This is a genomic window from Labrenzia sp. C1B70 (genome assembly GCF_000475395.1).
GTDB classification, from domain to species: Bacteria; Pseudomonadota; Alphaproteobacteria; order Rhizobiales; family Stappiaceae; genus Roseibium; species Roseibium algicola.
In genome coordinates this window covers 202,168-223,579 of the sequence record NZ_AXCE01000062.1, presented here as the reverse complement: position 1 = coordinate 223,579, position 21,412 = coordinate 202,168, and the positions used below count along the sequence as shown (strand labels likewise).

Sequence of the window (21,412 nt, the reverse complement as noted above, 5' to 3'; positions counted from 1 at the left end):
CCGGCTTTGCGCTTTTCCCGCAACTGGTTGAAGCGCATGCTGTTCGAACGACAAAGAACGGGAGTTGCACGTGAACCCATCGTCCTCGAAGCACGACAAGACATCCCCCGTGCGGCGGTTGAAGCGCTCCATCGGCCTTGTGCTGATGCCTGCGCTCCTGCTGGGCGGCGGCATGGCCCTTGTGCCGGGCAGCGCCTTTTCCGCGCCGGCAACGGCAGGAAACCTCATGATTGCGCCGAACCTTGAAAGCTTCACGCTGGATAACGGTTTGCAGGTAGTCGTCATCCCGGACCGCCGGGCACCGGTTGTCACCCACATGATCTGGTACAAGGTCGGTTCCGCCGATGAACCGGAAGGTCAGTCTGGTGTTGCGCATTTTCTCGAACATTTGATGTTCAAGGGTACTCACGACCATCCCAACGGAGAATTCTCCAAGATGGTTGCCGATCGCGGTGGCCAGGAGAACGCCTTCACCAGCACCGACTACACTGCCTATTTCCAGAAAGTCGCCAAGCAGCATCTGCCGCTCATGATGAAGCTGGAAGCCGACCGGATGGAGAACCTGGTTCTGAGCGACGAAGTCGTGACGCCGGAACGGGACGTGGTTCTGGAAGAGCGGCGCATGCGGGTCGACAGTGAACCCGGTTCCCGGCTGCAGGAGGCGCTGAATTCCATCACCTTCGTCAACCACCCCTACGGCTCACCCGTCATCGGCTGGCAGAGCGAAATCGAAGCGCTCAACAAGGAAGCTGCGATCGCTTTCTACGACCGGTTCTACACGCCCAACAACGCGGTGGTGGTAATTGCCGGTGATGTGGACGTTGATGCGGTTCGCAAGCTTGCGCAGGAAACCTACGGCAAGGTTGCCCGGCGCGCAGAGCCTGGAGAACGCCTCCGGCCGGCCGAGCCGCCGCTTGCGGGTGAAAGACGCATTGCCGTTTCCGATCCGCGGGTGCGCCAGGAGTCCCTGTCGCAAATATGGATTGTGCCGAGCCAGACCACCGGCGAAGGCCGCACGCCCGAGGCGCTGGACATACTGTCGTATATTCTGGGCGAAGGGCCCTCCAGCCGCCTGCACAAGGCACTGGTTCTCGACCAGGAAGCCGCCCTCAGCGCCGGCGCCTATTATCAGGGCAGCGCCCTTGATAACGGCCGCTTCGGTCTCTACGCCGTGCCGCGCCCCGGTTACACGCTGGAAGACATGGAACGGCTGATAACGACCGAACTTCAGAAACTGCTCGAGACCGGCGTCACGGAAGAAGAAGTCGAACGCGCCCGAAACAGCATGGTCGCCAGCGCGATCTACGCCCAGGACAGCCAATCCGGCCTGGCACGCCTTTTCGGCGGTGCCCTGACCACTGGGCAAACGATCGAAAACGTCCAGACCTGGCCTTCGCAGGTACAGGCTGTCACCCCTGAAGATGTCCTGGATGCGGCCCGCACCTATCTCGCCGGCCTCCCCGTGGTCGGAGAGTTGCGCATGGAACCGCCCGTCGTGCCCGATGCCGCCCAATCCGATGCGCCCCAGACGAAGGACAAGTCCTGATCATGGCACACACCCTCTTCTCCCTGCGCGGTCCGGTCTCCGCCCTCGCTTTGTCGCTTGTCGCCCTGCTTGGCCTGATGAGGCTGGCGCAGGCCGTCGAGATCCAGGAAGTCACCAGCCCCAAAGGCATCACTGCCTGGCTGGTAGAAGACCATACCGTGCCTATCATTGCGCTCGATTTTTCCTTCGACGGCGGCTCCGCGCAGGACCCTGTCGGAAAGGAAGGCCTGACGCGCCTGCTTGCCGCGACGCTGGACGAAGGCGCAGGTGAAATGGATTCCGAGACCTTCCAGGCCAAGCTGGAAGAACTTGCCATCAGCATCAACTTCAGCACCGGCAAGGACCGGTTCTACGGCAGCTTGCGGACCCTGACGCCAACCCTTGACGAGGCCAGTGACCTTCTGGCCCTCGCCGTGAACAAGCCGCGCTTCGACGAAGCCCCGGTGGAGCGGATGAAGGCCCAGCTGTCGCAAAGGGCGAGACGCAACGAAAGCGATCCGGATGCGATTGCCGGAAGAGCCCTTGCCGAAGCAATGTTCGGTGATCACCCCTACGCCCGGCCAACGCTTGGCACCGCCGAAACACTGGCCGGCCTGAACGCGGATGACCTTGCAAACCAGAAGGGCAAGCTTCTCGCCCGCAAGGGGCTGATCATCGGTGTCGTCGGTGCGATCGATGCTGAAACCCTCGCCGGAATTCTCGACAAGGTCTTTGCTCCTCTGCAGGAGGAAGGACAGCTGGTGCAGATTGCCGATTTCGAACCGGAGTTCGGAACCGGGGTAAACCAGCAGCTGGCGGTACCGCAAACCACGATCCTGCTCGGCCTTCCCGGGCTGACACGTGACGATCCCGACTATCAGGCCGCGTTTGTGATGAACCACATTCTAGGTGGCGGAACCTTCACCTCCTGGATGTATGAAGAAGTGCGGGAAAAGCGCGGACTTTCCTATGGCGCCGGCACATCTCTTTCTCCTTACGCACACACGGGTCTTCTGATCGCCAATGCCGCGACCAAGGCGGACCGGGCGGACGAGACGGTGAAGATCATGTTGGAACAGATCAGTCGCATGGCCGAGACCGGACCGAGCGAAGACGAATTGCAGTCTGCCAAACAGTATCTGACCGGCTCTTACCCTCTGCGCTTCGACAGTTCCGGCAAGATTGCCCGGCAGTTGGTCGCTCTGCAGAATGCGGAACTGGGGATCGATTATTTCGACCGCCGCAACAGCGAGATCGAGGCTATTTCACTGGACGACGTCAAACGGGTGGCCAAGCGCCTGCTGGCCGACAAGGCTCCGACAGTGGTGACCGTCGGCCCGAAGCAGGGGTAAACCCCAAACCACCAACAACGCTGCCTCAATGACAAACGCCCCGGCTCAAACCGGGGCGTTTTTGATTTTGCCTGCCAGACTGAAGTGCGACCTATCACTGCTCGAGCCTGGGACCAGCCTTCAAGGCAGAAAACGTGCATTCGAGACAGGCATTGCGATCCGCCTGTCCGAGGTGACACAGGAGGATCCAGGTCGGCACTTGAAAAAGGCCGAGTGGAAAAGCCCTCAAGCCGCCTGCTTTTGCCATATGGCGGCAGACCAATGTCATGAGCTGCTCCGCCGGCTCACGGCGGCTGAAATGTCGAAGCAGGTTATCGTTTCGGAAACGCGGAAGCGCCTTGTGCGGATCAACCGGCGGCGGACCGTCTCGGGCCGGGTGCCGGTGCGCCCTGCAGCACTTCCGCACGCACCGGGCGCGGCGGCGAGAACAGGTTGCCCTGAGCAAGCTTGACGTCGTAGTCGAGCAACTCCAGCACCTGGGATTCCGTTTCCACATGATCAGTGATCAGCTGCATGCCATAGCGATGAAGCAGGTCGCCGAAATCGGACGGATGGATGTGGCCGTGTTTGGCTTCGCGGCGCCCGATGAGATAGTCGGCGTGCAGCTTGCCGTATTTGAAACCCCGGCCCGCCAGGGAGTTGAAGTCCATCTTCATGTCCGCGATCTGGTCGACGGAGAAGCGGAACCCGGCTTCGAACAGCGAACTCAGGCTTTCCAGCTCCATCCCGCCCATGTGGGCGACATCGTCCTGGGAGAATTCGAACACAAGCACATCGGCCAGATCCTGGTTCGCCTTCACGAATTCCAGGAAGCCCGGGAAGAAGGTTTCGTCAACCAGCGACTGCGACGAGATATTGCAGAACAGGATGGCATTGCGATTGCGCGAGGTCAGGCGGCGCACGACCTGGATGGATCGGAACAGCAGCAGATTGTCGATCCGGGCTATCTGGCCCGAGAGAACCGCTTCGGGAATAAAAGCCGATGCTTCGATCAGGTTGCCACCGTTGTCACGCAGGCGGGTGAAGGCTTCATAGTACTTCACCTGGCGCTGCGGCAGTGTCACGATCGGCTGCAGGTGGAGCTCCACCCGGTTGGCATTGAGTGCCGACGTGATCAGTTCGCGCATGGCCATGTTCGGCTTCGGCTTTTCGGCCGGCATCGCGGTACGTGCGGCAAGGCGCTGGTCGGGTTCATCCGGCAGTTCGAATGCGTAATCCTGCTGCTGGTGGTTCGGCTGTGCCTTGACCGGAACATGACCCAGCTTATCCTCGAGACGCGGCGCGTGCACACCATAGCGTCGATCGAAATCGTTCATGTCCCGGCGCGGTTCAGCCGCTGGTGCATAGGGCTCCTGCATGGCGTTGTCCGCTTCATGAGAAAAGGACGCCGGGGCGTGCTGCTGGCGCTGCGGGGCCTGCGCAGGCTGCTGAACCGGAGGCCAGTTCTGCGGCGCCTGATAGGTGGACCGGCGTTCTTCCTGGTAGGTCTCCTGCGGCTGCTGATAACGTGGCAGGCTTGGCATCTGCGGCGGCGGCGCGATGGCCTGCTGGTCCTCGACCCTCGCTTCAAGGTCGGACATGGCCTCGGCCATCTGCTTGACCAAGGTGCCCAGAACTTCAACTTCAGCAAACAGAGGGTCGATTTCAGCGCGGGTACGGCGCGGCATGGTGTGTTCCATGCCCGTGAGCCTGCCTTCCAGATTGCCGACATCCTCGTCCAGATCCGCCATGCGCTCTTCAAGACGGTCGACCGCTTCACTCACCGCGCCGCGGTCGCGCGCACGACCGATCAGCAGGTGGATCAGGATCATGGTGCACATGAGCGCAAGCGACAGGGAAACAGCTTCGCCGAACGGCCGTCCGAACTGGAAGACCAGAACTGTCGCAGACGACAGCGCGATCACGGCCATGCAAATTGCTACGAATATGGTCCCTGTCCGCCCCATGGTATTCGAAAGTTCCAACGCGAATCAAAAGTTACTGGTTAATCATGCCTTAAGAACCATGCGTGGCCGAATCTACAACCGCCTTGCGGTATGGAATCCGTGACTTGTCCCCGACTATGGTTGATGCGTCACGGTATTTCGGCGTTTTTCGCTCCTCACGCAGCGTTCACAGTGTCTCAAACAGCTCACAACCACAAGTCTCCCACTCACCCGCTGGCCGCACCGGGCAATGACGTCCCCATGACTTTTTGACCGTTGCATTCGGTAGTACTTCGTCTAAATTTACGTAAGGGAAGCTATTTCGCGGCGGATCAGTCAACAGGTCTAGCAGGGGGCTGATATGCATGCAGCCGAACAAACGACATATCGGGCACCGCGCGACAATGCGCCGGATGCGAAGATAGACCAGCCTGCCAAGGACCGCCCCGCACCCGAGGCCTCAACTTCTCTCAAGTCAGGTGAAGCAGCGGCCCCGAACACAGTGCAGGAGCAGTTTCCCTGCGAGGAGCAGATCAAGGCCGCGCTCATCAACACCCTGAAAAGCTCCGAATTCCAGTCCGCGCCCCAGCTGCGCGCCTTCCTGGGGTTTGTCGTGCATGCCACGCTGAACAGACAACAGGAAAAGATCAAAGGCTATACGATCGCGGTTGAAGCGCTCGGGCGGCCGGAAGACTTCAATCCGGTGACGGACCCTATCGTACGTGTCGAGGCCGCCCGGCTGCGGCGCAGGCTAGAGAAATACTATGCCGGGTCCGGTGCCAACGACCCCGTGCGCATCACCATTCCCAAAGGCAGCTACGCGCCGGAGTTTCAACCGGCGCACGCCGGGTCGTTGCCGGATTGTGCAGCAGACCTTGCCGCCAAAGATGCGCCAGACGGGGACCTGGCCGAAAGACACTTCACGCCGGAAACGATGGCTCATCCGCACCTTGAAACAGGTGGGGTGTCGGGAACCGTGGACGAGCATGATGCCTTCCGGTCGCCTGCACGCGCCTTGCGCACCGGAACCAACGCACCGGGTAAAACCGGCCTTCCGGAAGTCTTCCGAAAGCTGCAACGCGCATTGGCACATCCCGTTGACCTTTGGCTGGTGTTCGCCCTCTGCCTTGCCAGTTTCCTGGCAGGATACCTGTCGGCCGGCCTTTGATTTCTCAGGTCTGACCGGTCTTCGACATATCCACCACACACCGCCTGAGCTGGAATATTTTGCTCACTTCGGCCCTTTTCTGTGCCGAAAGCGAAGATCGCCTGCAATTTGCGTCATCTGACAACGCTTTGTTTACCCTGTTCGGAGAATTATCAAATTGACGAATCTTTCGATATTCGAATGACCCGTATCCAGCGATGGGAGTTACCCAGCAATGGGGAGTAATGAGGGCAAAGAGCTGCCTGTTATAGTACGCGTACTTGACGCAACGGCCTCCGAGGCTGCCCGCACCTCTGCGGTCTGCGCCAAGCTGTCTCATGCCTGTACGGACCCCATCCTGTACACGGAATCCTCGTCCTGCCTGCAGGACCTTGCAGACAAGACCACCGACATTCTGATCATCGATCTGGAAACCATCGGTGGCGACGAAGCCCTGGAAGCCTATGCGGTTCGCTGTCCCAAGGCGGTCATCATCGCGGTATCGGCCAAGGGGTCTGTCTCGCGGGCCGTCAGCGCAATGCGCGCCGGAGCCCATGATTTCCTGACCAAGCCCTTCTCGCTCGATGCGCTTGCGTCCAAGATTTCCTTCCAGCTGAAACAAAGAAGGCCCGTTCAACCGGCTGCTCCCGCGGCAGCGCAGAATGTCCAGCCTGTCGTTTCAATGCCGGAGCTTTCAGCACCTCCGCTTCGCGCCGCACAGATCAGGACCGAAAGCTCCGGAACGAACCGCCTGGTGGGCACCTCCGCCCAGATGCGCGACATCCACGACCAGATCGGTCGCATGGCGCCGTCGCAGGCTCCGGTCTTCATTACCGGAGAGTCCGGAACGGGCAAGGAACTGTGCGCTGCTGCAGTTCACGAATTATCCGAGCGCCGGTCCAACCGTTTCGTCACCTTGAACTGCGCGGCGATTCCGCGAGACCTCATTGAAAGCGAGATCTTCGGATATGTGCGCGGCGCCTTTACCGGAGCTGCAGACAACCGTGCGGGCGCGGCCGAACAGGCCGATGGCGGCACGCTGTTCCTGGACGAGATCGGCGAGATGGACCTTCTCCTGCAGAGCAAGCTGTTGCGCTTCCTGCAGACGGGGACGTTCCAGCGCCTCGGTGACACACATACCCGCAAGGTGGACGCGCGCATCATCTGCGCCACAAACCGGAACCCGGTTCAGGAAATATCCGCCGGCCGCTTCCGCGAAGACCTTTACTACCGGCTGCACGTGCTGCCGATCCACATGCCGCCTCTCAGAGAGCGCCGCGACGATATCCTGCCGCTCGCCGAAACCTTCCTTGAACGCTATTCCGCGGAAGAACGGCGCAGTTTCAGAGGATTTGATGCGGACGCGGAAGCGCGGATCATTTCCTATCCCTGGCCGGGCAACGTCCGCCAGCTTGAGAACACGATCCGGCAGATCGTTGTCATGAATGACGGTGCCGCTGTCACATACGACATGCTGCCGCTGATCATTCGTGACCAGAGCAGCCGGCCGGGCACCTTGATCGACCTGTCCCGCGAGCGATCGCGCGTGGCACCGCCAAGCCGACCGTTCGGAACCATCGAGCCGCTTTGGGCCCAGGAGCGGCGCATCATCGAAGACGCTCTTGATGCCTTTGACGGCAACATCGCCATGGCGGCAGCAGCCCTTGAGATCAGCCCTTCCACTATCTACCGAAAGCGCCAGTCCTGGACAGCCCGCAGCATGTAAATGCCCGGACCGGCGACACGTTAACCACAATCGGGTTTTCTACTTTCGCGGATAACGAGTAGAGTACAGCTAAATCCGGCGTTTACCGCGCCGCACACATTGCCTTGTTTAATCGGACAAGTCGGTTTATATCGGCAAAATCGCTGAAAACGACAAGATTTAAAGGCGTGCGGGGATATAGATGATGCTGGTGGGAAAATGTGCTTTTCGGCAGACGCTGTCTGCTGTTCTGATTGCAACCGGACTGTCTGCTGGACAGCTGTCCGCGCAGGCCCAATCCCCCGCCAGTCCTCCAGAAGCTTTCCAGAACGCACTTGCCGCCTATGATCAGGCATGGGCGGCTGCCGGTCTTTCGTTCACGGCCGCAACCTTCGCTTCCAGCCCGAGCACCGGATATGGCCAGTATACGCCGCGCGCTGATGCAACGTTTGCCGATGGTGAAGCGCTGTCTGTCTACGCGGAACCGGTCGGTTACGGCTTTCAGGAAACCGAAGGCGGTTATGCCTATGAGCTGACCGCGGACTACAGACTGCTGACCAAATCCGGCCAGGTTCTGGCCGAACAGGAGAACTTCGCGACCTTTTCCGGCAGCGGCCGGTCCAAGCAGCGTGAACTTTCCGCGGCCCTCACGTTTCAGTTCAGCGGCCTGCCGGCCGGCGACTACCAGCTGGAAACGAGCTTCACCGACGAAATCGGCGGCAAAACGAACGCCTTTACACTGCCTTTCAGCGTTTCCGGCGCGAATTGAGCCGGGCTCGCTGACGCAGCAGCAGCGGCGCCATAATTCCGCCTCCCCGGTCTGTTGACTACCCCATAGGCGCAACGCGACCGATTGCGATTAAATTCTCGTCACAAAGCATTGACAAGCTGAGCACAGCTACATAAATCCATGGCGCTGTTAGCACTCGCTGTTAAGGAGTGCTAATTGGTGACGGGAGGCAATTTCCTTCCGTGCAACGCAACCCAATGTTCATGTCTCGCGCGCTGCCTATTGCGTGGGGCGCGCTCATGAGAGGAAACAGTGTTATGGCATTTCGTCCACTGCACGACCGTGTCGTCGTTCGCCGCGTAGATTCTGAAGCAAAGACTGCTGGCGGCATCATCATTCCGGACACCGCTAAGGAAAAGCCGCAGGAAGGCGAAATCATCGCCATCGGCACCGGCGCCCGCAAGGACAACGGCGAGATCGTTCCGCTCGACGTCAAGGCTGGTGACCGCGTTCTGTTCGGCAAGTGGTCCGGCACCGAAGTCAAGATCGACGGTGAAGACCTCCTGATCATGAAGGAATCCGACATCATGGGCGTGATCGCGTAACCAGCCGCGAACCGCTTCTGATTTCAAACTGTTCCAAAAGAGTGAGACGATCACATGTCTGCTAAAGAAGTAAAATTCTCCTCCGACGCACGTGAGCGCATGCTGCGTGGTGTCGACACCCTCGCAAACGCCGTCAAGGTGACCCTCGGCCCGAAAGGCCGTAACGTCGTTCTCGACAAGGCTTTCGGCGCACCGCGCATCACCAAGGACGGTGTGTCTGTTGCCAAGGAAATCGAACTGGAAGACAAGTTCGAAAACATGGGCGCCCAGATGGTGCGCGAAGTGGCTTCCAAGACCAACGACATCGCTGGCGACGGCACCACCACCGCGACCGTTCTGGCTCAGGCCATCGTCAAGGAAGGTGCCAAGGCTGTTGCAGCCGGCATGAACCCGATGGACCTGAAGCGCGGCGTTGATCTTGCTGCTGCTGAAGCCGTCAAGGCTCTGACCGCTGCTTCCAAGACCATCACCACCTCTGGTGAAGTTGCACAGGTCGGCACGATCTCCGCTAACGGCGACGAGCAGGTCGGCAAGGACATTGCCGAAGCCATGCAGAAAGTCGGCAACGAAGGCGTGATCACCGTCGAGGAAGCAAAGTCCCTCGAAACCGAACTCGAAGTCGTTGAAGGCATGCAGTTCGACCGCGGCTACCTGTCTCCTTACTTCGTCACCAACGCTGACAAGATGATGGCTGACCTGGAAAAGCCGTACATCCTGCTGCACGAGAAGAAGCTTTCCAACCTGCAGGCCATGCTGCCGATCCTGGAAGCTGTTGTTCAGTCTTCCCGTCCGCTGCTGATCATTGCTGAAGACGTTGAAGGCGAAGCACTTGCCACCCTCGTCGTCAACAAGCTGCGTGGCGGCCTGAAGATTGCTGCTGTCAAGGCTCCGGGCTTCGGCGACCGCCGCAAGGCCATGCTGGAAGACATCGCGATCCTGACCGGCGGCACCGTGATCTCCGAAGATCTCGGCATCAAGCTGGAAAACGTGACCCTCGACATGCTCGGCACCGCCGAGAAGGTGTCCATCACCAAGGAAAACACCACCATCGTTGACGGTGCTGGCTCCAAGGACGACATCAACGGCCGCGTTTCCCAGATCAAGGCTCAGATCGAAGAAACCACTTCCGATTACGACCGTGAGAAGCTCCAGGAGCGTCTTGCAAAGCTCGCAGGCGGCGTTGCCGTTATCCGCGTTGGCGGTGCGACCGAAATCGAAGTGAAAGAGAAAAAAGACCGCGTCGACGACGCTCTGAACGCAACCCGCGCTGCCGTTGAAGAAGGCATCGTCCCGGGTGGCGGTACCGCTCTGCTGCGCGCCAAGAAGGCAGTCGAAGGCCTGGCCTCCGACAACGCCGACATCGCAGCTGGTATCAAGATCGTCCTGCGCGCTCTGGAAGCTCCGATCCGTCAGATCGCTGAAAACGCTGGTGTCGAAGGCTCCATCGTTGTTGGCAAGATCCAGGAAAACGACGATCCGTCCTTCGGCTTCAACGCTCAGACCGAACAGTTCGTCAACATGATCGAAGCTGGCATCATCGACCCGACCAAGGTTGTCCGTACTGCTCTGCAGGACGCAGCTTCCGTCGCGGGTCTGCTGATCACCACCGAAGCCATGGTTGCTGAACTGCCGAAGAAAGACGCTCCGGCAATGCCGGGCGGCGACATGGGCGGCATGGGCGGCATGGGCTTCTAAGAAGCCCAAAGCTCACAAGCTTTACAGAAAGGGCGGTCTTCGGACCGCCCTTTTTTCTTGGCCGCCCATCATCTCATGCTTGTGCCGCCTCGCGGCACGGGAGGCGGCATGGGCTTCCAAGAAGCCCAAAGCTCACAAGCTTTGCAGAAAGGGCGGTCTTCGGACCGCCCTTTTTCTTGGCCGCCCGTCATATCATGCTTGTACTGCAAGGCAGCCCAGGGCTGGCATGGGTTTCCAGAAAACTGAACAGCAACTCAACCAACGGAAGCACTTGCCTTTCTTGCTACCTCTGTGTTTTCATATCGGTCCAAGATAGCCCTGCTCTTCGCGCATCCTTCAAATGTCCAGCCCAGCCAATGTCTTTCGAGAACTGCACGAGACCGGGTGCTTTATTGTGCCCAACCCCTGGGATGTCGTATCCGCCAGGCTGTTGGTGCACTGCGGCTTCAAGGCACTGGCCACCACGTCGTCGGGATATGCCTTCACCACGGGCCGGCGCGATAGTTCCCGGCAAATTTCCAGGCAGGAAGCGATCGACCACGCATCGGCATTGTCCCGTACGACTGGCCTTCCCGTCACCCTGGACGGAGAAGACTGTTTTGCAGACACACCGGAAGGTGTCGCGGAGACGGTCGCACTTGCCGCGAAAGCCGGGCTTGCCGGCATCTCGATAGAAGATCGGGACACGTCCAATCCCGGTCGTATAAGACCATATTCCGAAGCTCTCGAGCGCGTTCAGGCCGCTGTCTTGGAGGCCCGGAAATCCGGGATCGTCCTGACGGCTCGCGCCGATGGTCTCGGCAAGGGATCCTATGACCTCGATGAGGTTCTTCGCCGTCTGTCCGCTTTTGCCGAAGCAGGGGCAGACGTCGTCTACGCACCGGGCCTACCTGATCTTGAAGCTATACGGACGGTCTGCGCATCGGTACCTGTTCCGGTCAACCATGTCATCGGGCAAGGTGCATCGGGCCTGTCCTTCGACCAGCTCGCAGACGCTGGCGTGCGGCGGATCAGTCTTGGCGGATCATTTACCCGCGCGGCTCTCAATGCGATCAATACACTGGGTCAAACCATCGCCGCGGGAGATTTTACCAGCCTTGATGCTGCTCCCGCATGGTCAAGGCTTTGTTAGATGCCAAAGCCCAACACCTTCCTCGTCCGGCGACAGATCAGGGCCGCAAGATTGACAACATACCAACTGGTCGGTATTTTTTGATTGCCTGGTGGCCGATCGGCAAGACCACTGGCTATGGCCACAGGTAATTCAGCCAAGGCTGCACCTGAAATCGGCCTGAACACACCGCTGTTTCCAACTACCGGTCAATAGAGGAACCACTATGCCACTGTCCCCGGGACTTCGTTTTCTGTCTGTACTTTGCGGTGTCGCAGCGGTGCTGTTGCCATCACTTGCTGCAAATGCAGGTGACGCCGCGACGGCTCTACCGGCAGGCAGTTACAAGATCGACAAATTCCATTCGACGCTCATCTTCCGGGCAAATCATCTCGGCTTTTCATACTACAACGCGTCCTTTGCTGACTTTGACGCCGCACTGGAACTCGATCCCGCTGATCCGGCCAACGCCAGCCTGAGCGTCGACATAAACGTCGCATCCCTGCATCTGACCGCAACGCCACCCGATGGCTTTCGCGACATGCTGCTTGGCCCGGACTGGCTGAATGCAGGAGATCACCCGAAGATCACCTATCGCTCGACCAGCATTGAACTGACCGGCGCTGAAACTGCCGTCGTGACAGGCGACCTGTCATTCAGGGGAGAAACGCGGCCAGTTGAGCTCGACGTGCGTTTCAACGGCGGTTATCCGGGCCTGGCGGTTTACGACCCACAGGCTCGGATCGGATTTTCCGCAACAGGTACGCTGAGAAGGTCCGATTTCGGCATGTCTTACGGACTTCCGCCAGAAGGCTCCAACCTCGGGGTGGGGGATGATGTTGAGTTCGTGATCGAAACGGAGTTCAGCGGCCCACCACTGAAAGAGGCTGAAGCGCAATAATCCGGTCAGCGTCCGTTCCTCATGCGTGACCGTCTTACACGGTTTTCGGAACCTTAGCCGCCTCTGACGGTTTTCTTCCTAGAATTGAACCATGGAGAGACCGATGGCACAGAGTATGCGACAGACTGCGTCAGACCAGTATGAGAATGCCGATCAACTCAACAGGACGATCGCCCAGGATGCCCAGACCGATCAGGAACTGGAATCCCAGGTTCCCCCGGTTTCCAGATATGGCACCATCTGGCGGGTCGCAGCGGTGATCATCCTGCTACTGGCATTGCTGACTTCGGTCGTCTTCCTGGCCTGATCGACACCGTTTCACCTTAGTCGCGCGAGGGAATGTTGACCGCCTTCTGGCTTGCCGGACGGCTCATGCAGGTGTCGACCCAGCGAACCACATTGGTGTGGGACGCGAAGTCGGTCACCTCGCCGGCCTCGTAGAAGCCGTTGAGATTTCGCGCCCAGGGCCAGCAGGCCATGTCTGCAACGGTATAGTCGCTCCCCATGATGAAATCGCGCCCATCCAGCTGCCGGTCCAGAACGCCAAGCAGGCGTTTCGTCTCGTCCCGGTATCGCTCGAAAGGCCGACGGTCTTCATAGTCCCGGCCCGCGAACTTGTGGAAGAAGCCCAACTGACCCGCCATCGGGCCAAAGCCACCCATCTGCCACATCAGCCACTGCAGCGTTTCGGCGCGCCTTGCCGGCTCCTGCGGCAGGAACTTGCCCGACTTTTCCGCCAGATAAATCAGGATCGCGCCGGATTCCCACAAGGGCAGCGGCTCGCCGCCTGGACCGTGCGGATCGATGATTGCCGGGATCTTGTTGTTCGGATTGAGCGACAGGAATTCCGGGCTTAACTGGTCATTGCTGCCGAAATCGACCACATGCGGCTCATATGGCAGGCCCGTTTCTTCCAGCATCGCCGAAACCTTGATGCCGTTGGGCGTCGGCAGCGAATAGAGCTGAATACGGTCGGCGTGTTTGGCAGGCCATTTGCGGGAGATCTCGAAGTCAGACAGATCGGTCATGGAGCCCTCTTTAGGGATTGCAGGTCCCGACCCCTGTCAGGATTACGCATAGATATAGCGCAGCACCGCCCGGCGCAAACTCACAGTCGCCGACAATGAGAGTTGGTGTTTCGCCGCCGCCGCAATATACCTGCCTCGACAGACATCGGGCGAGTGCCGAAAGAAGCCACATTGCCCCAGGACGACGCAGGAGACACCCATGGCGGACGACAAAGAAGCCCGAATCGAGAAGCTCGAGATCGATCTCGCTCATGCGCTCAACACCATTGATGAACTGAATACGGTCGTCTTCGATCAGGGACGCCAGCTGGACAGGCTCAACCGGCTCGTCACCAACATGACGGACCAGGTCACGGAACTGATGGAGAACGTTCTGCCCGGCCACCAGATCGAAAAGCCGCCGCATTACTGATCTTCGACGAGGGCGTCACCTGATCGCGCTCTTGGGGCACACGTCCGGCCAGCCTTTGCGCGCAGGCATCCTCATTTGATCCAGGCCATGGCGTTCCTCGCTCGAAACGTTATTGTGGCGGCAGATCCGGCAAGGGTGTGCCATGCGCTTTTTAAAACTTTTGATATTTATTCTGCTGATCGCGGGAGCCATCGCGGGCTCACTTTGGTGGTTCAAGAAACCGCCGGAAGTGCAGACCGTGATGCCGACGACCGGGCGGGCGGCCGAAGTGGTCTATGCCACCGCAGTCGTTGAACCCGTCCGATGGGCGAAGGTTACCAGCATCATCCGCGAGCGGATCGTCTCGCTGTGCGGCTGCGAGGGTGACCAGGTCCAGAAAGGCGACCAGCTGGCGGAACTGGACAGCGGCGATGCCCGTGCGACGCTTGCCGAACTGGAAGCCCGCCAGGAGCTGGCGCAATCCGACAAGGAACGTGCGCTGCAACTGCTGGAACGCCGCGTCGTCAGCCAGCAGGTTTACGACAAGGCCCAGAACGAACTGATCCGCATCAACGCCATCACCGCGGCCCAGAAGGAACGGCTGCGCGACTATGTCATCGTGGCCCCCATGGACGGCATGGTTCTGAGGGCGGACGGGTCGGTGGGGGAAGTTGCCGAACCCGGTGAAATTCTCTTCTGGATCGGTCAGCCTTCTCCCCTTCAACTGGTGGCGGAAGTCAACGAGGAGGATATTCCCAAGGTCGCCAAGGGTCACAAGGCCCTGATCCGTGCAGATGCCTTTCCAGGCAAGGAACTGACAGCGGAAGTTGCCAGCATCACTCCGAAAGGCGATCCGGTGCTGAAGAACTACCGGGTCTATCTCGATCTCCCGGAAGACACCCCGCTGCGCATCGGCATGACAGCCGAGATCAATATCGTCACCTCGGAGAAGGACGACGCGCTGCTTCTGCCGACCGCTGCCTTCGACGGCTCGAAATTGCTGACGCTGGATGGGGATAACAAAATCGTTCCGCTGGAGGTCGAAACCGGGATCAAGGGCACCCGCGCCACGGAAGTGCTTAAGGGGATCACCGGAGATAACCGGGTCGTCTTTCCCTATAACCCGGATCTGGCAGAAGGACAGAAGGTCAGGCCGGTTCCCGGAGACGGCAAATAATGCTTCTCCTGCGCATCGCCTCCACCCACATTCGCAACCGCTTGCGCCAGACCATTGTCTCAACACTTGGCGTCGCACTTGGTGTCGGATTTTCGGTGGCGATGGCGAGCCTCATGGAAGGGTCTCAGCGGGATTTTACCGCAACACTGATCGACGCCATTCCCCATGTGGAGATCCTGGACGAGCAACGCGCACCGGCGGAACAACCGGCCAGTGCAGTCTATGACGCTGTCACCTATCATGGTCTCAGACCAAAGGAAGACCTTCGCGGTATCCGCAACCCGACCGAAGCGCTTGCCTCGCTGCGCGACTGGGTGAACGGATCGATGGCGCAGCGTCTGAGCGGCCAGGCGGTGCTGCGCTATGCCGGACAGGACATCGGCATGACCTTGGTCGGTGTGGAACCCAAGCGCGAACTGACCGTCTCCAAGATCGGCGAGGATATGCGCCAGGGCTCCTTCGAGGACCTGGATACGACGTCAAATGGCCTCGTTATCGGCGACAAGGCCGCGGAACGGCTGGGGGCGGACCTTGGCGATACCGTGACCCTGACGTCTGCAAACGGTGTCGCCAAGCGCTTCAAGATCGTCGGCCTGTTCCACAGCGGCATCACCACCAGCGACGAAGGGCTTGCCTATGCGCCGCTGAAGGCCGTGCAGATCCTTCTGGAAAAACCGGACGTCATCAATTCGATCGCGATCCACCTCAATTCCATCGCCGAAGCCAACGCGGTTGCCGCACGGGCCGAGCGGCAGCTCGGCTACAAGGCGGTTTCCTGGGAAGAGGCCAACGAGGGGCTGATGGAAGCCTTCTTCGTGCGCAACGTGATCATGTACACGGTTGTCGGGGCCATTCTGGTGGTAGCCGGCTTCGGCATCTTCAACATCGTCTCGACGATCGTGCACGAAAAGGCGCGTGATATCGCGATCCTGAAGTCGCTCGGATTTCCGGAAGTCGATATTCAGCAGATCTTCGTGCTTGAAGGGCTGGTAATCGGTATCCTGGGCGCTCTTGCAGGTTCAGCGCTCGGTTTCGGACTGTCGAGCTATCTCGCGTCGGTCAAATTCGAATTTACCCAGGACGTGGAGATGACCCACCTGCCGATCTATTTTTCCGCCCTGCACTACATCATTGCCTGCCTGTTGGCGCTGTTTTCATCCGGGATCGCCGGCTACATTCCCGCCAGGAAAGCCGCTCGGCTCAATCCTGTCGACATTATCCGAGGGGCGACATGACCCCTTCCGCGGAAAAACAGACGGCTCCCGGCCACGTTCTGCTGGAAGCGAGCAACCTCACCCGCATCTTGCCGGCTATCGTGCCGGTGACACTGGTACAGGATGTCAGCTTTCAGGTTGGCGAGGCGGAGTTCGTTGCCATTACCGGTCCGTCCGGTTCCGGGAAATCGTCGCTTCTGTATCTGCTTGGCCTTCTGGACAGGCCGACCTCCGGCGAGGTCCGGATAGACGGCCTTCCCACCCATGCGCTGACATCTGCCGAAATGGCGCATCTTCGCCTGGAAAAACTCGGCTTCGTCTTTCAATTTCACTTCCTGCTGCCGGAATTTACCGCGCTGGAAAACGTGATGATACCGATGCAGCGGCTCGGCAAACGCAGCCCCAAGGCCCAACTCGACCATGCGACGGAGCTTCTGGCGGCGCTGGGTCTGGAAGAGTTTCTTCACCGCCGCCCGGAGCAATTGTCCGGCGGCCAGCGACAGCGCGTCGCTGTCGCCCGAGCACTTGCCAATTCACCGCAGTTGATCCTTGCTGATGAACCGACCGGCAGTCTCGACAGTGTATCGACGGAACAGGTGTTCGAAAGTCTTCAGGCCATTGTGAAGACCGAAAGGACCACCGTCGTCGCCGTTACCCATGATATCGATCTCGCCGACAGGATGGACCGGCGTATTCATCTGGTCGACGGCCGCATCGATTACGACCGGCACCACCAAAGGGAAGAAGCACCCGGCTTGGGCGCTTAATTTTCGGCCTGAGTAGCTGGCACCGGTTTCAGGCGACTTGAGGCTCATGCACCGGCTGGACTATCGCCAGCAGCATCAGGAGTGCAACAGGTATCGCAAGCGCCCAGAACCCCATGACGGTCATCAGGAAACTCGCCAGGAGGCCTCCGGCCGCGAAGGCCATCAGGACGAAGGCCTGGTGACGGATCCGGGAGCGGCTGTCGGGCCGCGTTTCGGGATGCGTGAAATAGTCGGCGATACCGAGCACAAGCTTCAGCGTATTGCCGGTCATGATGGTCGTGGGAACATGCCTGTTGAGCAGGGTCAGCATGATGACGTTCTGCAACGACATCGCCACGGTCGAAAACCCGACAGCCGTCAGCGTGACGGCAGACAACGGTCCTCCGGCGGACGGATCTCCAAGACCGGCGACGAACATGAAGCCCGCCACCAGCAAAGCTTCGAGCGCGAACAGATGCCGGACGGCAATCCTGTTTTTGCGCACCAGCGCAGTGACCGAAACGAACCAGAAGAGAGTCGAACCGAAGAAAACCGCGAGCACGAAGACCTTCAGGGCCGCGTTTTGCCCCTGGTGAAACACCTCCGTGCACAAGACGACAAGCGTTCCGGTAATGAATGCCGTGAAGGTGTGAAACAGGCCGAGAATGCAGACCACATCGATGAAGCAGGCACAAAAGGCGAGCAGGATCGGCACCAACGGCCGACTGTGATGCAACATGGATCGGTCCAATTGTGGTGCTCCCGAGCTAGTCCTTTCAGGAAGATGTGCCATGCACTGGCGGACTTGCCAAGCCGGATTGGACATGGCATAAGCGCGCCATCATCAAGAGAAGGGCTGGCGCCCTCGCCAACCTGCCGTTCCGGGCAAGGTGGTTTCCGCAACAGGGATGCGGCTGGTCAGACCCTCAACCGAGGCTTTCCGGCAACTAAGCGGTTAATTTGCATGCGCCAGTCCTCCTCGGGCAACCGATGGAGGATTTTTTGTCTCAGGACCCTTTTGCCGGACGTGCGGCAGATCTGATCGAGAACCATGTGGCGGCGAGCTCCAAGCTTGCCGGAACGGATATCTGGTGCCAGGCCGCTGAAGACTGCGTGCTGGCGCGGATCAAATCCCTGCGCATCCTGGGTGGCCTACCGCGGCACAAGGCGCCGCTGAGCCAGACCGCCCGCACCGAGCGTTTGAAAACACTGCTTCAACTGTGGGCGAACGGCTGCACCTGCGCTGTCGATGAAGACCTCTTTGCCGATATTCTCAACCGGCACGGACCCGTCAGGCACTGACGGGGGTGCCCCCGTGTGGTGCACAACGCCTGCACTCTGCCAATTTGTTTGATACAGGCGTGCTGCAACAACTCGCCTCATCCTGAGGAAGGTCGAAGGCCTGTCTGGAAGGATGGGCCGCTTGCTCATCAGTATGCCGCCCATCATTCGAGACAGCGCTGAAGCGCTTCCTCAGGATGAGTTTTTTTGGGGAACCAAGCCGGATGAGATCGCGACGCTCAGTCTCGCTTGGGGACCGGGCGCGGCTTGCCGCCGTCATCGACGGCCACCATGGTGAAGACCGCTTCGGTCACCTTTTCACGGTGGCCGTAGCGATGGCGCAGGGCCCAGGATTCAAGCTTGATTTCCATCGACGAGTTGCCGACACGAAGGACTTCGGCATAAACGCACAGCACGTCGCCCACATGGACAGGCCGGATGAATTTCATCTTGTCGACCGCGATGGTCACGACACGTCCCTCGGCCCGTTGACCGGCTGCGATACCGCCTGCCAGGTCCATCTGCGACAACACCCAGCCCCCGAAAATATCTCCCGAGGCATTGGTGTCGGCAGGCATTGCCATGGTGCGCAATGTCAGATCGCCTGTCGGCTTTTCGTCGTACACGCCTGAGCCCCTCCGCTGATTCTCGCAAGAAGACTAGGTCATCACCTGCAAGAATAGAAGTGGTTGATCGGAGGGCCTCAGAAGGAACTGCGGATCAAGTCCACCGTCAAAGCACAAACATCAGGATTGCCATGATCCACAACGGCATGGGGGCAGCGACCCAGATCAGCAGGATCGGCAAGCCGCGATGCAGAAGGTTGGAGGTATTCATTTCGGTTGCTTTCTAGCTGAAGGCCTGGATTTCAAGGACTGTCATCGCCGAAAGGGCGACGATGCCGGTGATGAAGGCCAGTTTCGCGCTGCCGATGAGTGTGCGGCCGGCGACATCCAGTTTCGGCAGCGGCATGCCGCGCGAATCCAGATACATGGACAGAAGCATCAGCGAAAAGACGGTGAACCAGACGAACACCAGCACTTCCGCTATCAGGACAATCGTTACCAGCATGATCCGCTCCATTCAGAGGGTTGCGATGTCAGTTCGGCAGGCGGATTGGCTCCGGGGGTTCCGAAGGTGGCCAGCCACAGGCTCTGTGCGATGCGTTCGGCAATGGCCACAATCTCGTCTGCAAGGTCCGGCACGAACAATTCACGGATCACGGGCCGGAAGACACTGAGCCATTCGCCATAATCCGTGCTTACCAGCTCCTTCTGCTTCAGGTGAGCCGGCACGGGCTTGCCCTTGTAGGCGCCGTTCTTCATCAGGACGGATTGCCAGAAGGCTTCTATTTTCGGCAGGTGCTCTTCCCACCGGCCAGCCAGACGGCGCTCGAAGATACCTCCGAGCCGTGGATGCTGGCGGATGCAGCCATAGAAGGTATGCACCATCACATGGATCGCCTGTTCATCGACCTTCTCGTAACGGCGGAGCCGGTCGCCCTGGTCCGGCGTTTCGCGTCTCTTCAGCTTGTATCTGTTGGTACTGGAGTTAGGGGCTTCCATAGCCGCCTCCATAACATTCATTTAAGATGCATCTTTTAAATGGCACAACAACCCGCTAAAATCAACATATAAGATGAATGTTTAAAGAGACCCCGCCATGCGCCTCAGTCAGGCCAGCGATTTTGCCTTGAGAATTCTGATGGCGACCGGCCAATCCGACGACCCGCAGACAGTCGACAAGCTTTCGCGGCAGCTTGGCCTTGCCAAATCACATGTCATGAAAATCGTCGCTCATCTCGCCAAGGGTGGCTATCTGGAGACGACGCGCGGGCGTGGCGGCGGGATACGGCTGGCGAAAACACCGGACATGATCCGCCTGGGGGATGTCGTGCGGCTGATCGAGCCGGACCTTGGCGTCGTTGCCTGCCTGAAGCCCGAGCCCACAGTCTGCGCCTTCCTGCCCCGGTGTGCCCTGAAAGGCGCAATGGCGCGAGCCTCGGAAGCCTTTCTGGAAAGCCTCAATACCGAAACGCTGGCATCCATTCTGGCCGGAACACAGATGGCATTGCCGGTCGATACCAGCGCCTGAGGCCCCCCGGCTGCAACGAGGCAGCGGGGCCCATCCGTTTCGATCCTGGTTCTCCTAGAGCGTCGAAGCCTTTTCCAGGAAGTCCATCTGCTCCAGGCAGTAGTAGCCGGAAATCCGGCTGATGGTGCCTGCCCTCTTCCAGTCGTTGAGGACGCGGCTGACGTTCTCGCGCGCGGCACCTGCCATGTTGGCGATATCCGCTTGGCTGAGCTTGTAGTGGATCAGCAACCGGCCATCGTCGAGCGGCTTGCCGAAGGTTTCCGCCAACTGCAGCAGGGTTTGGGCGACCCTTCCCGGCAAGGGCAGGAACGAGCGTGCCGCCAGCACATCATTGGCATGGCGCAGCCGCTTGCCGACGATCGACAACATATGCCGGTAGACTGCCGGGTTCTCGTCCGCAAACCGCTGGAAGGCGGCCTTGTCAATGAAGGCAAGCTGGGCTTCCTTCAGGGAGATGACCGTTGCCGACCGCGGACGGCCATCAAGCAGGGCCAGTTCGCCGACAAGATCGCCAGGGCCGAGCACTGCAAGCAGCTGCTCGTCGCCTTCAACGGACAAAAGCGATACCTTGAGCGAGCCCTCCAGAACCGCGTAACAGCCGTTTCCGGGATCGCCATTTTCGAAGAGAATGGTGCCAGCCGATATTTTCATCGGCCTTGCAAGGCGCGACAGGCCGACAGCCAGTTCCGGGTCAAGCCCTTCAAGCGAAAAGCTATTTTTTAAAAAATCCTTGATTTCAGCCACACCTTACCCCTGCCAAAAGCGCTGCTGCCCGCGAAATTACA

23 protein-coding genes and 1 riboswitch are annotated in these 21,412 nt (G+C 59.5%); of the genes, 16 read left to right on the top strand and 7 right to left on the bottom strand.

What is annotated here, in order from left to right; genetic code table 11:
- Positions 1 to 70 precede the first annotated feature (70 nt).
- Together Q666_RS61940 and Q666_RS61935 are read left to right on the top strand one after the other, a co-directional pair.
- The gene (locus Q666_RS61940; RefSeq protein ID WP_235814919.1) at positions 71 to 1,546 is read left to right on the top strand and encodes a pitrilysin family protein; all 1,476 of its coding nucleotides are present in this window, start codon (positions 71 to 73) and stop codon (positions 1,544 to 1,546) included.
- 2 nt (positions 1,547 to 1,548) lie between these two features.
- Positions 1,549 to 2,877 (top strand): pitrilysin family protein, encoded by a 1,329-nt coding sequence (locus Q666_RS61935; protein ID WP_023002065.1) that lies wholly within the window; start codon positions 1,549 to 1,551, stop codon positions 2,875 to 2,877.
- A 347-nt stretch (positions 2,878 to 3,224) separates the two neighbouring features.
- Here the strand turns inward: Q666_RS61935 and Q666_RS61930 are convergent, their stop codons facing one another.
- On the bottom strand, positions 3,225 to 4,787 hold the full coding sequence (locus Q666_RS61930; RefSeq protein WP_023002066.1) for an EAL domain-containing protein: 1,563 nt from the start codon (positions 4,785 to 4,787) through the stop codon (positions 3,225 to 3,227).
- A gap of 376 nt (positions 4,788 to 5,163) precedes the next feature.
- Here Q666_RS61930 and Q666_RS65290 point away from each other — a divergent pair, with 376 nt between their 5' ends.
- The 8 genes from Q666_RS65290 to Q666_RS61895 all read left to right on the top strand — a co-directional run bounded on the left by Q666_RS65290 (position 5,164) and on the right by Q666_RS61895 (position 13,003).
- A complete protein-coding gene (locus Q666_RS65290; RefSeq protein WP_023002067.1) occupies positions 5,164 to 5,970 on the top strand; it encodes a hypothetical protein in 807 nt (268 codons plus the stop codon).
- A gap of 214 nt (positions 5,971 to 6,184) precedes the next feature.
- Positions 6,185 to 7,675, top strand: a complete 1,491-nt coding sequence (locus Q666_RS61920) for a sigma-54 dependent transcriptional regulator (protein ID WP_023002068.1) — start codon at positions 6,185 to 6,187, stop codon at positions 7,673 to 7,675.
- 181 nt (positions 7,676 to 7,856) lie between these two features.
- Entirely contained in the window at positions 7,857 to 8,423 is a 567-nt protein-coding gene (locus Q666_RS0134265) for a hypothetical protein (RefSeq protein ID WP_023002069.1), read from the top strand.
- A gap of 278 nt (positions 8,424 to 8,701) precedes the next feature.
- Positions 8,702 to 8,989 (top strand): co-chaperone GroES, encoded by a 288-nt coding sequence (gene groES / locus Q666_RS61915; protein ID WP_006935644.1) that lies wholly within the window; start codon positions 8,702 to 8,704, stop codon positions 8,987 to 8,989.
- 54 nt (positions 8,990 to 9,043) lie between these two features.
- Positions 9,044 to 10,684, top strand: coding sequence for a chaperonin GroEL (gene groL, locus Q666_RS61910; RefSeq protein ID WP_031269757.1), 1,641 nt, complete (start codon positions 9,044 to 9,046; stop codon positions 10,682 to 10,684).
- A gap of 340 nt (positions 10,685 to 11,024) precedes the next feature.
- Positions 11,025 to 11,816, top strand: a complete 792-nt coding sequence (locus Q666_RS61905; RefSeq protein WP_023002071.1) for an isocitrate lyase/phosphoenolpyruvate mutase family protein — start codon at positions 11,025 to 11,027, stop codon at positions 11,814 to 11,816.
- 205 nt (positions 11,817 to 12,021) lie between these two features.
- Positions 12,022 to 12,696 carry a YceI family protein gene (locus tag Q666_RS61900; RefSeq protein ID WP_023002072.1) on the top strand — a complete coding sequence of 225 codons (675 nt, stop codon included), beginning with the start codon at positions 12,022 to 12,024 and terminating at the stop codon, positions 12,694 to 12,696.
- Positions 12,697 to 12,799: 103 nt separating this feature from the next.
- On the top strand, positions 12,800 to 13,003 hold the full coding sequence (locus tag Q666_RS61895) for a hypothetical protein (RefSeq protein ID WP_023002073.1): 204 nt from the start codon (positions 12,800 to 12,802) through the stop codon (positions 13,001 to 13,003).
- 16 nt (positions 13,004 to 13,019) lie between these two features.
- On the opposite strand, the gene Q666_RS61890 is transcribed toward Q666_RS61895, so the two are convergent.
- Positions 13,020 to 13,724 carry a glutathione S-transferase N-terminal domain-containing protein gene (locus tag Q666_RS61890; protein ID WP_023002074.1) on the bottom strand — a complete coding sequence of 235 codons (705 nt, stop codon included), beginning with the start codon at positions 13,722 to 13,724 and terminating at the stop codon, positions 13,020 to 13,022.
- 199 nt (positions 13,725 to 13,923) lie between these two features.
- On the opposite strand from Q666_RS61890, the gene Q666_RS61885 reads away from it, so the two are divergent.
- From Q666_RS61885 to Q666_RS61870, 4 genes are all read left to right on the top strand, one after another.
- Positions 13,924 to 14,136 carry a SlyX family protein gene (locus tag Q666_RS61885; RefSeq protein WP_023002075.1) on the top strand — a complete coding sequence of 71 codons (213 nt, stop codon included), beginning with the start codon at positions 13,924 to 13,926 and terminating at the stop codon, positions 14,134 to 14,136.
- Between the two features lie 142 nt (positions 14,137 to 14,278).
- Positions 14,279 to 15,292, top strand: a complete 1,014-nt coding sequence (locus tag Q666_RS61880) for an efflux RND transporter periplasmic adaptor subunit (protein ID WP_023002076.1) — start codon at positions 14,279 to 14,281, stop codon at positions 15,290 to 15,292.
- Entirely contained in the window at positions 15,289 to 16,527 is a 1,239-nt protein-coding gene (locus Q666_RS61875; RefSeq protein ID WP_031269760.1) for an ABC transporter permease, read from the top strand. Before Q666_RS61880 ends, Q666_RS61875 begins: the two co-directional genes overlap by 4 nt.
- Entirely contained in the window at positions 16,524 to 17,273 is a 750-nt protein-coding gene (locus Q666_RS61870) for an ABC transporter ATP-binding protein (protein ID WP_023002078.1), read from the top strand. The genes Q666_RS61875 and Q666_RS61870 overlap by 4 nt, the downstream gene beginning before the upstream one ends.
- A gap of 28 nt (positions 17,274 to 17,301) precedes the next feature.
- On the opposite strand, the gene Q666_RS61865 is transcribed toward Q666_RS61870, so the two are convergent.
- On the bottom strand, positions 17,302 to 17,991 hold the full coding sequence (locus Q666_RS61865) for a YoaK family protein (protein ID WP_158514212.1): 690 nt from the start codon (positions 17,989 to 17,991) through the stop codon (positions 17,302 to 17,304).
- A 97-nt stretch (positions 17,992 to 18,088) separates the two neighbouring features.
- A riboswitch (SAM-I-IV-variant riboswitch) is annotated at positions 18,089 to 18,213 on the top strand.
- A 41-nt stretch (positions 18,214 to 18,254) separates the two neighbouring features.
- On the opposite strand from Q666_RS61865, the gene Q666_RS61860 reads away from it, so the two are divergent.
- Complete coding sequence (locus Q666_RS61860) at positions 18,255 to 18,554, top strand: hypothetical protein (RefSeq protein ID WP_139314296.1); 300 nt, start codon at positions 18,255 to 18,257, stop codon at positions 18,552 to 18,554.
- A gap of 218 nt (positions 18,555 to 18,772) precedes the next feature.
- On the opposite strand, the gene Q666_RS61855 is transcribed toward Q666_RS61860, so the two are convergent.
- From Q666_RS61855 to Q666_RS61845, 3 genes are all read right to left on the bottom strand, one after another.
- Entirely contained in the window at positions 18,773 to 19,117 is a 345-nt protein-coding gene (locus tag Q666_RS61855) for an acyl-CoA thioesterase (RefSeq protein ID WP_051990218.1), read from the bottom strand.
- A 265-nt stretch (positions 19,118 to 19,382) separates the two neighbouring features.
- Entirely contained in the window at positions 19,383 to 19,604 is a 222-nt protein-coding gene (locus tag Q666_RS61850; protein WP_031269763.1) for a hypothetical protein, read from the bottom strand.
- The gene (locus Q666_RS61845) at positions 19,595 to 20,098 is read right to left on the bottom strand and encodes a group III truncated hemoglobin (RefSeq protein ID WP_208993952.1); all 504 of its coding nucleotides are present in this window, start codon (positions 20,096 to 20,098) and stop codon (positions 19,595 to 19,597) included. Before Q666_RS61845 ends, Q666_RS61850 begins: the two co-directional genes overlap by 10 nt.
- Positions 20,099 to 20,195: 97 nt before the next feature.
- On the opposite strand from Q666_RS61845, the gene Q666_RS61840 reads away from it, so the two are divergent.
- Complete coding sequence (locus Q666_RS61840; RefSeq protein WP_023002085.1) at positions 20,196 to 20,627, top strand: Rrf2 family transcriptional regulator; 432 nt, start codon at positions 20,196 to 20,198, stop codon at positions 20,625 to 20,627.
- Between the two features lie 54 nt (positions 20,628 to 20,681).
- Here the strand turns inward: Q666_RS61840 and Q666_RS61835 are convergent, their stop codons facing one another.
- Positions 20,682 to 21,371 carry a Crp/Fnr family transcriptional regulator gene (locus tag Q666_RS61835; RefSeq protein ID WP_023002086.1) on the bottom strand — a complete coding sequence of 230 codons (690 nt, stop codon included), beginning with the start codon at positions 21,369 to 21,371 and terminating at the stop codon, positions 20,682 to 20,684.
- Between the last annotated feature and the right edge of the window lie 41 nt (positions 21,372 to 21,412).

Bases quoted from the DNA above. Each gene is read 5' to 3' on its own strand.
- Q666_RS61935 (WP_023002065.1), top strand. From the start codon at position 1,549: ATGGCACACACCCTCTTCTCCCTGCGCGGTCCGGTCTCCGCCCTCGCT.
- Q666_RS61930 (WP_023002066.1), bottom strand. From the start codon at position 4,787: ATGGCCGTGATCGCGCTGTCGTCTGCGACAGTTCTGGTCTTCCAGTTC.
- Q666_RS65290 (WP_023002067.1), top strand. From the start codon at position 5,164: ATGCATGCAGCCGAACAAACGACATATCGGGCACCGCGCGACAATGCG.
- Q666_RS61920 (WP_023002068.1), top strand. From the start codon at position 6,185: ATGGGGAGTAATGAGGGCAAAGAGCTGCCTGTTATAGTACGCGTACTT.
- Q666_RS0134265 (WP_023002069.1), top strand. From the start codon at position 7,857: ATGATGCTGGTGGGAAAATGTGCTTTTCGGCAGACGCTGTCTGCTGTT.
- groES (WP_006935644.1), top strand. From the start codon at position 8,702: ATGGCATTTCGTCCACTGCACGACCGTGTCGTCGTTCGCCGCGTAGAT.
- groL (WP_031269757.1), top strand. From the start codon at position 9,044: ATGTCTGCTAAAGAAGTAAAATTCTCCTCCGACGCACGTGAGCGCATG.
- Q666_RS61905 (WP_023002071.1), top strand. From the start codon at position 11,025: ATGTCCAGCCCAGCCAATGTCTTTCGAGAACTGCACGAGACCGGGTGC.
- Q666_RS61900 (WP_023002072.1), top strand. From the start codon at position 12,022: ATGCCACTGTCCCCGGGACTTCGTTTTCTGTCTGTACTTTGCGGTGTC.
- Q666_RS61895 (WP_023002073.1), top strand. From the start codon at position 12,800: ATGGCACAGAGTATGCGACAGACTGCGTCAGACCAGTATGAGAATGCC.
- Q666_RS61890 (WP_023002074.1), bottom strand. From the start codon at position 13,724: ATGACCGATCTGTCTGACTTCGAGATCTCCCGCAAATGGCCTGCCAAA.
- Q666_RS61885 (WP_023002075.1), top strand. From the start codon at position 13,924: ATGGCGGACGACAAAGAAGCCCGAATCGAGAAGCTCGAGATCGATCTC.
- Q666_RS61880 (WP_023002076.1), top strand. From the start codon at position 14,279: ATGCGCTTTTTAAAACTTTTGATATTTATTCTGCTGATCGCGGGAGCC.
- Q666_RS61870 (WP_023002078.1), top strand. From the start codon at position 16,524: ATGACCCCTTCCGCGGAAAAACAGACGGCTCCCGGCCACGTTCTGCTG.
- Q666_RS61865 (WP_158514212.1), bottom strand. From the start codon at position 17,991: ATGTTGCATCACAGTCGGCCGTTGGTGCCGATCCTGCTCGCCTTTTGT.
- Q666_RS61855 (WP_051990218.1), bottom strand. From the start codon at position 19,117: ATGGCAATGCCTGCCGACACCAATGCCTCGGGAGATATTTTCGGGGGC.
- Q666_RS61850 (WP_031269763.1), bottom strand. From the start codon at position 19,604: ATGCTGGTAACGATTGTCCTGATAGCGGAAGTGCTGGTGTTCGTCTGG.
- Q666_RS61845 (WP_208993952.1), bottom strand. From the start codon at position 20,098: ATGGAAGCCCCTAACTCCAGTACCAACAGATACAAGCTGAAGAGACGC.
- Q666_RS61840 (WP_023002085.1), top strand. From the start codon at position 20,196: ATGCGCCTCAGTCAGGCCAGCGATTTTGCCTTGAGAATTCTGATGGCG.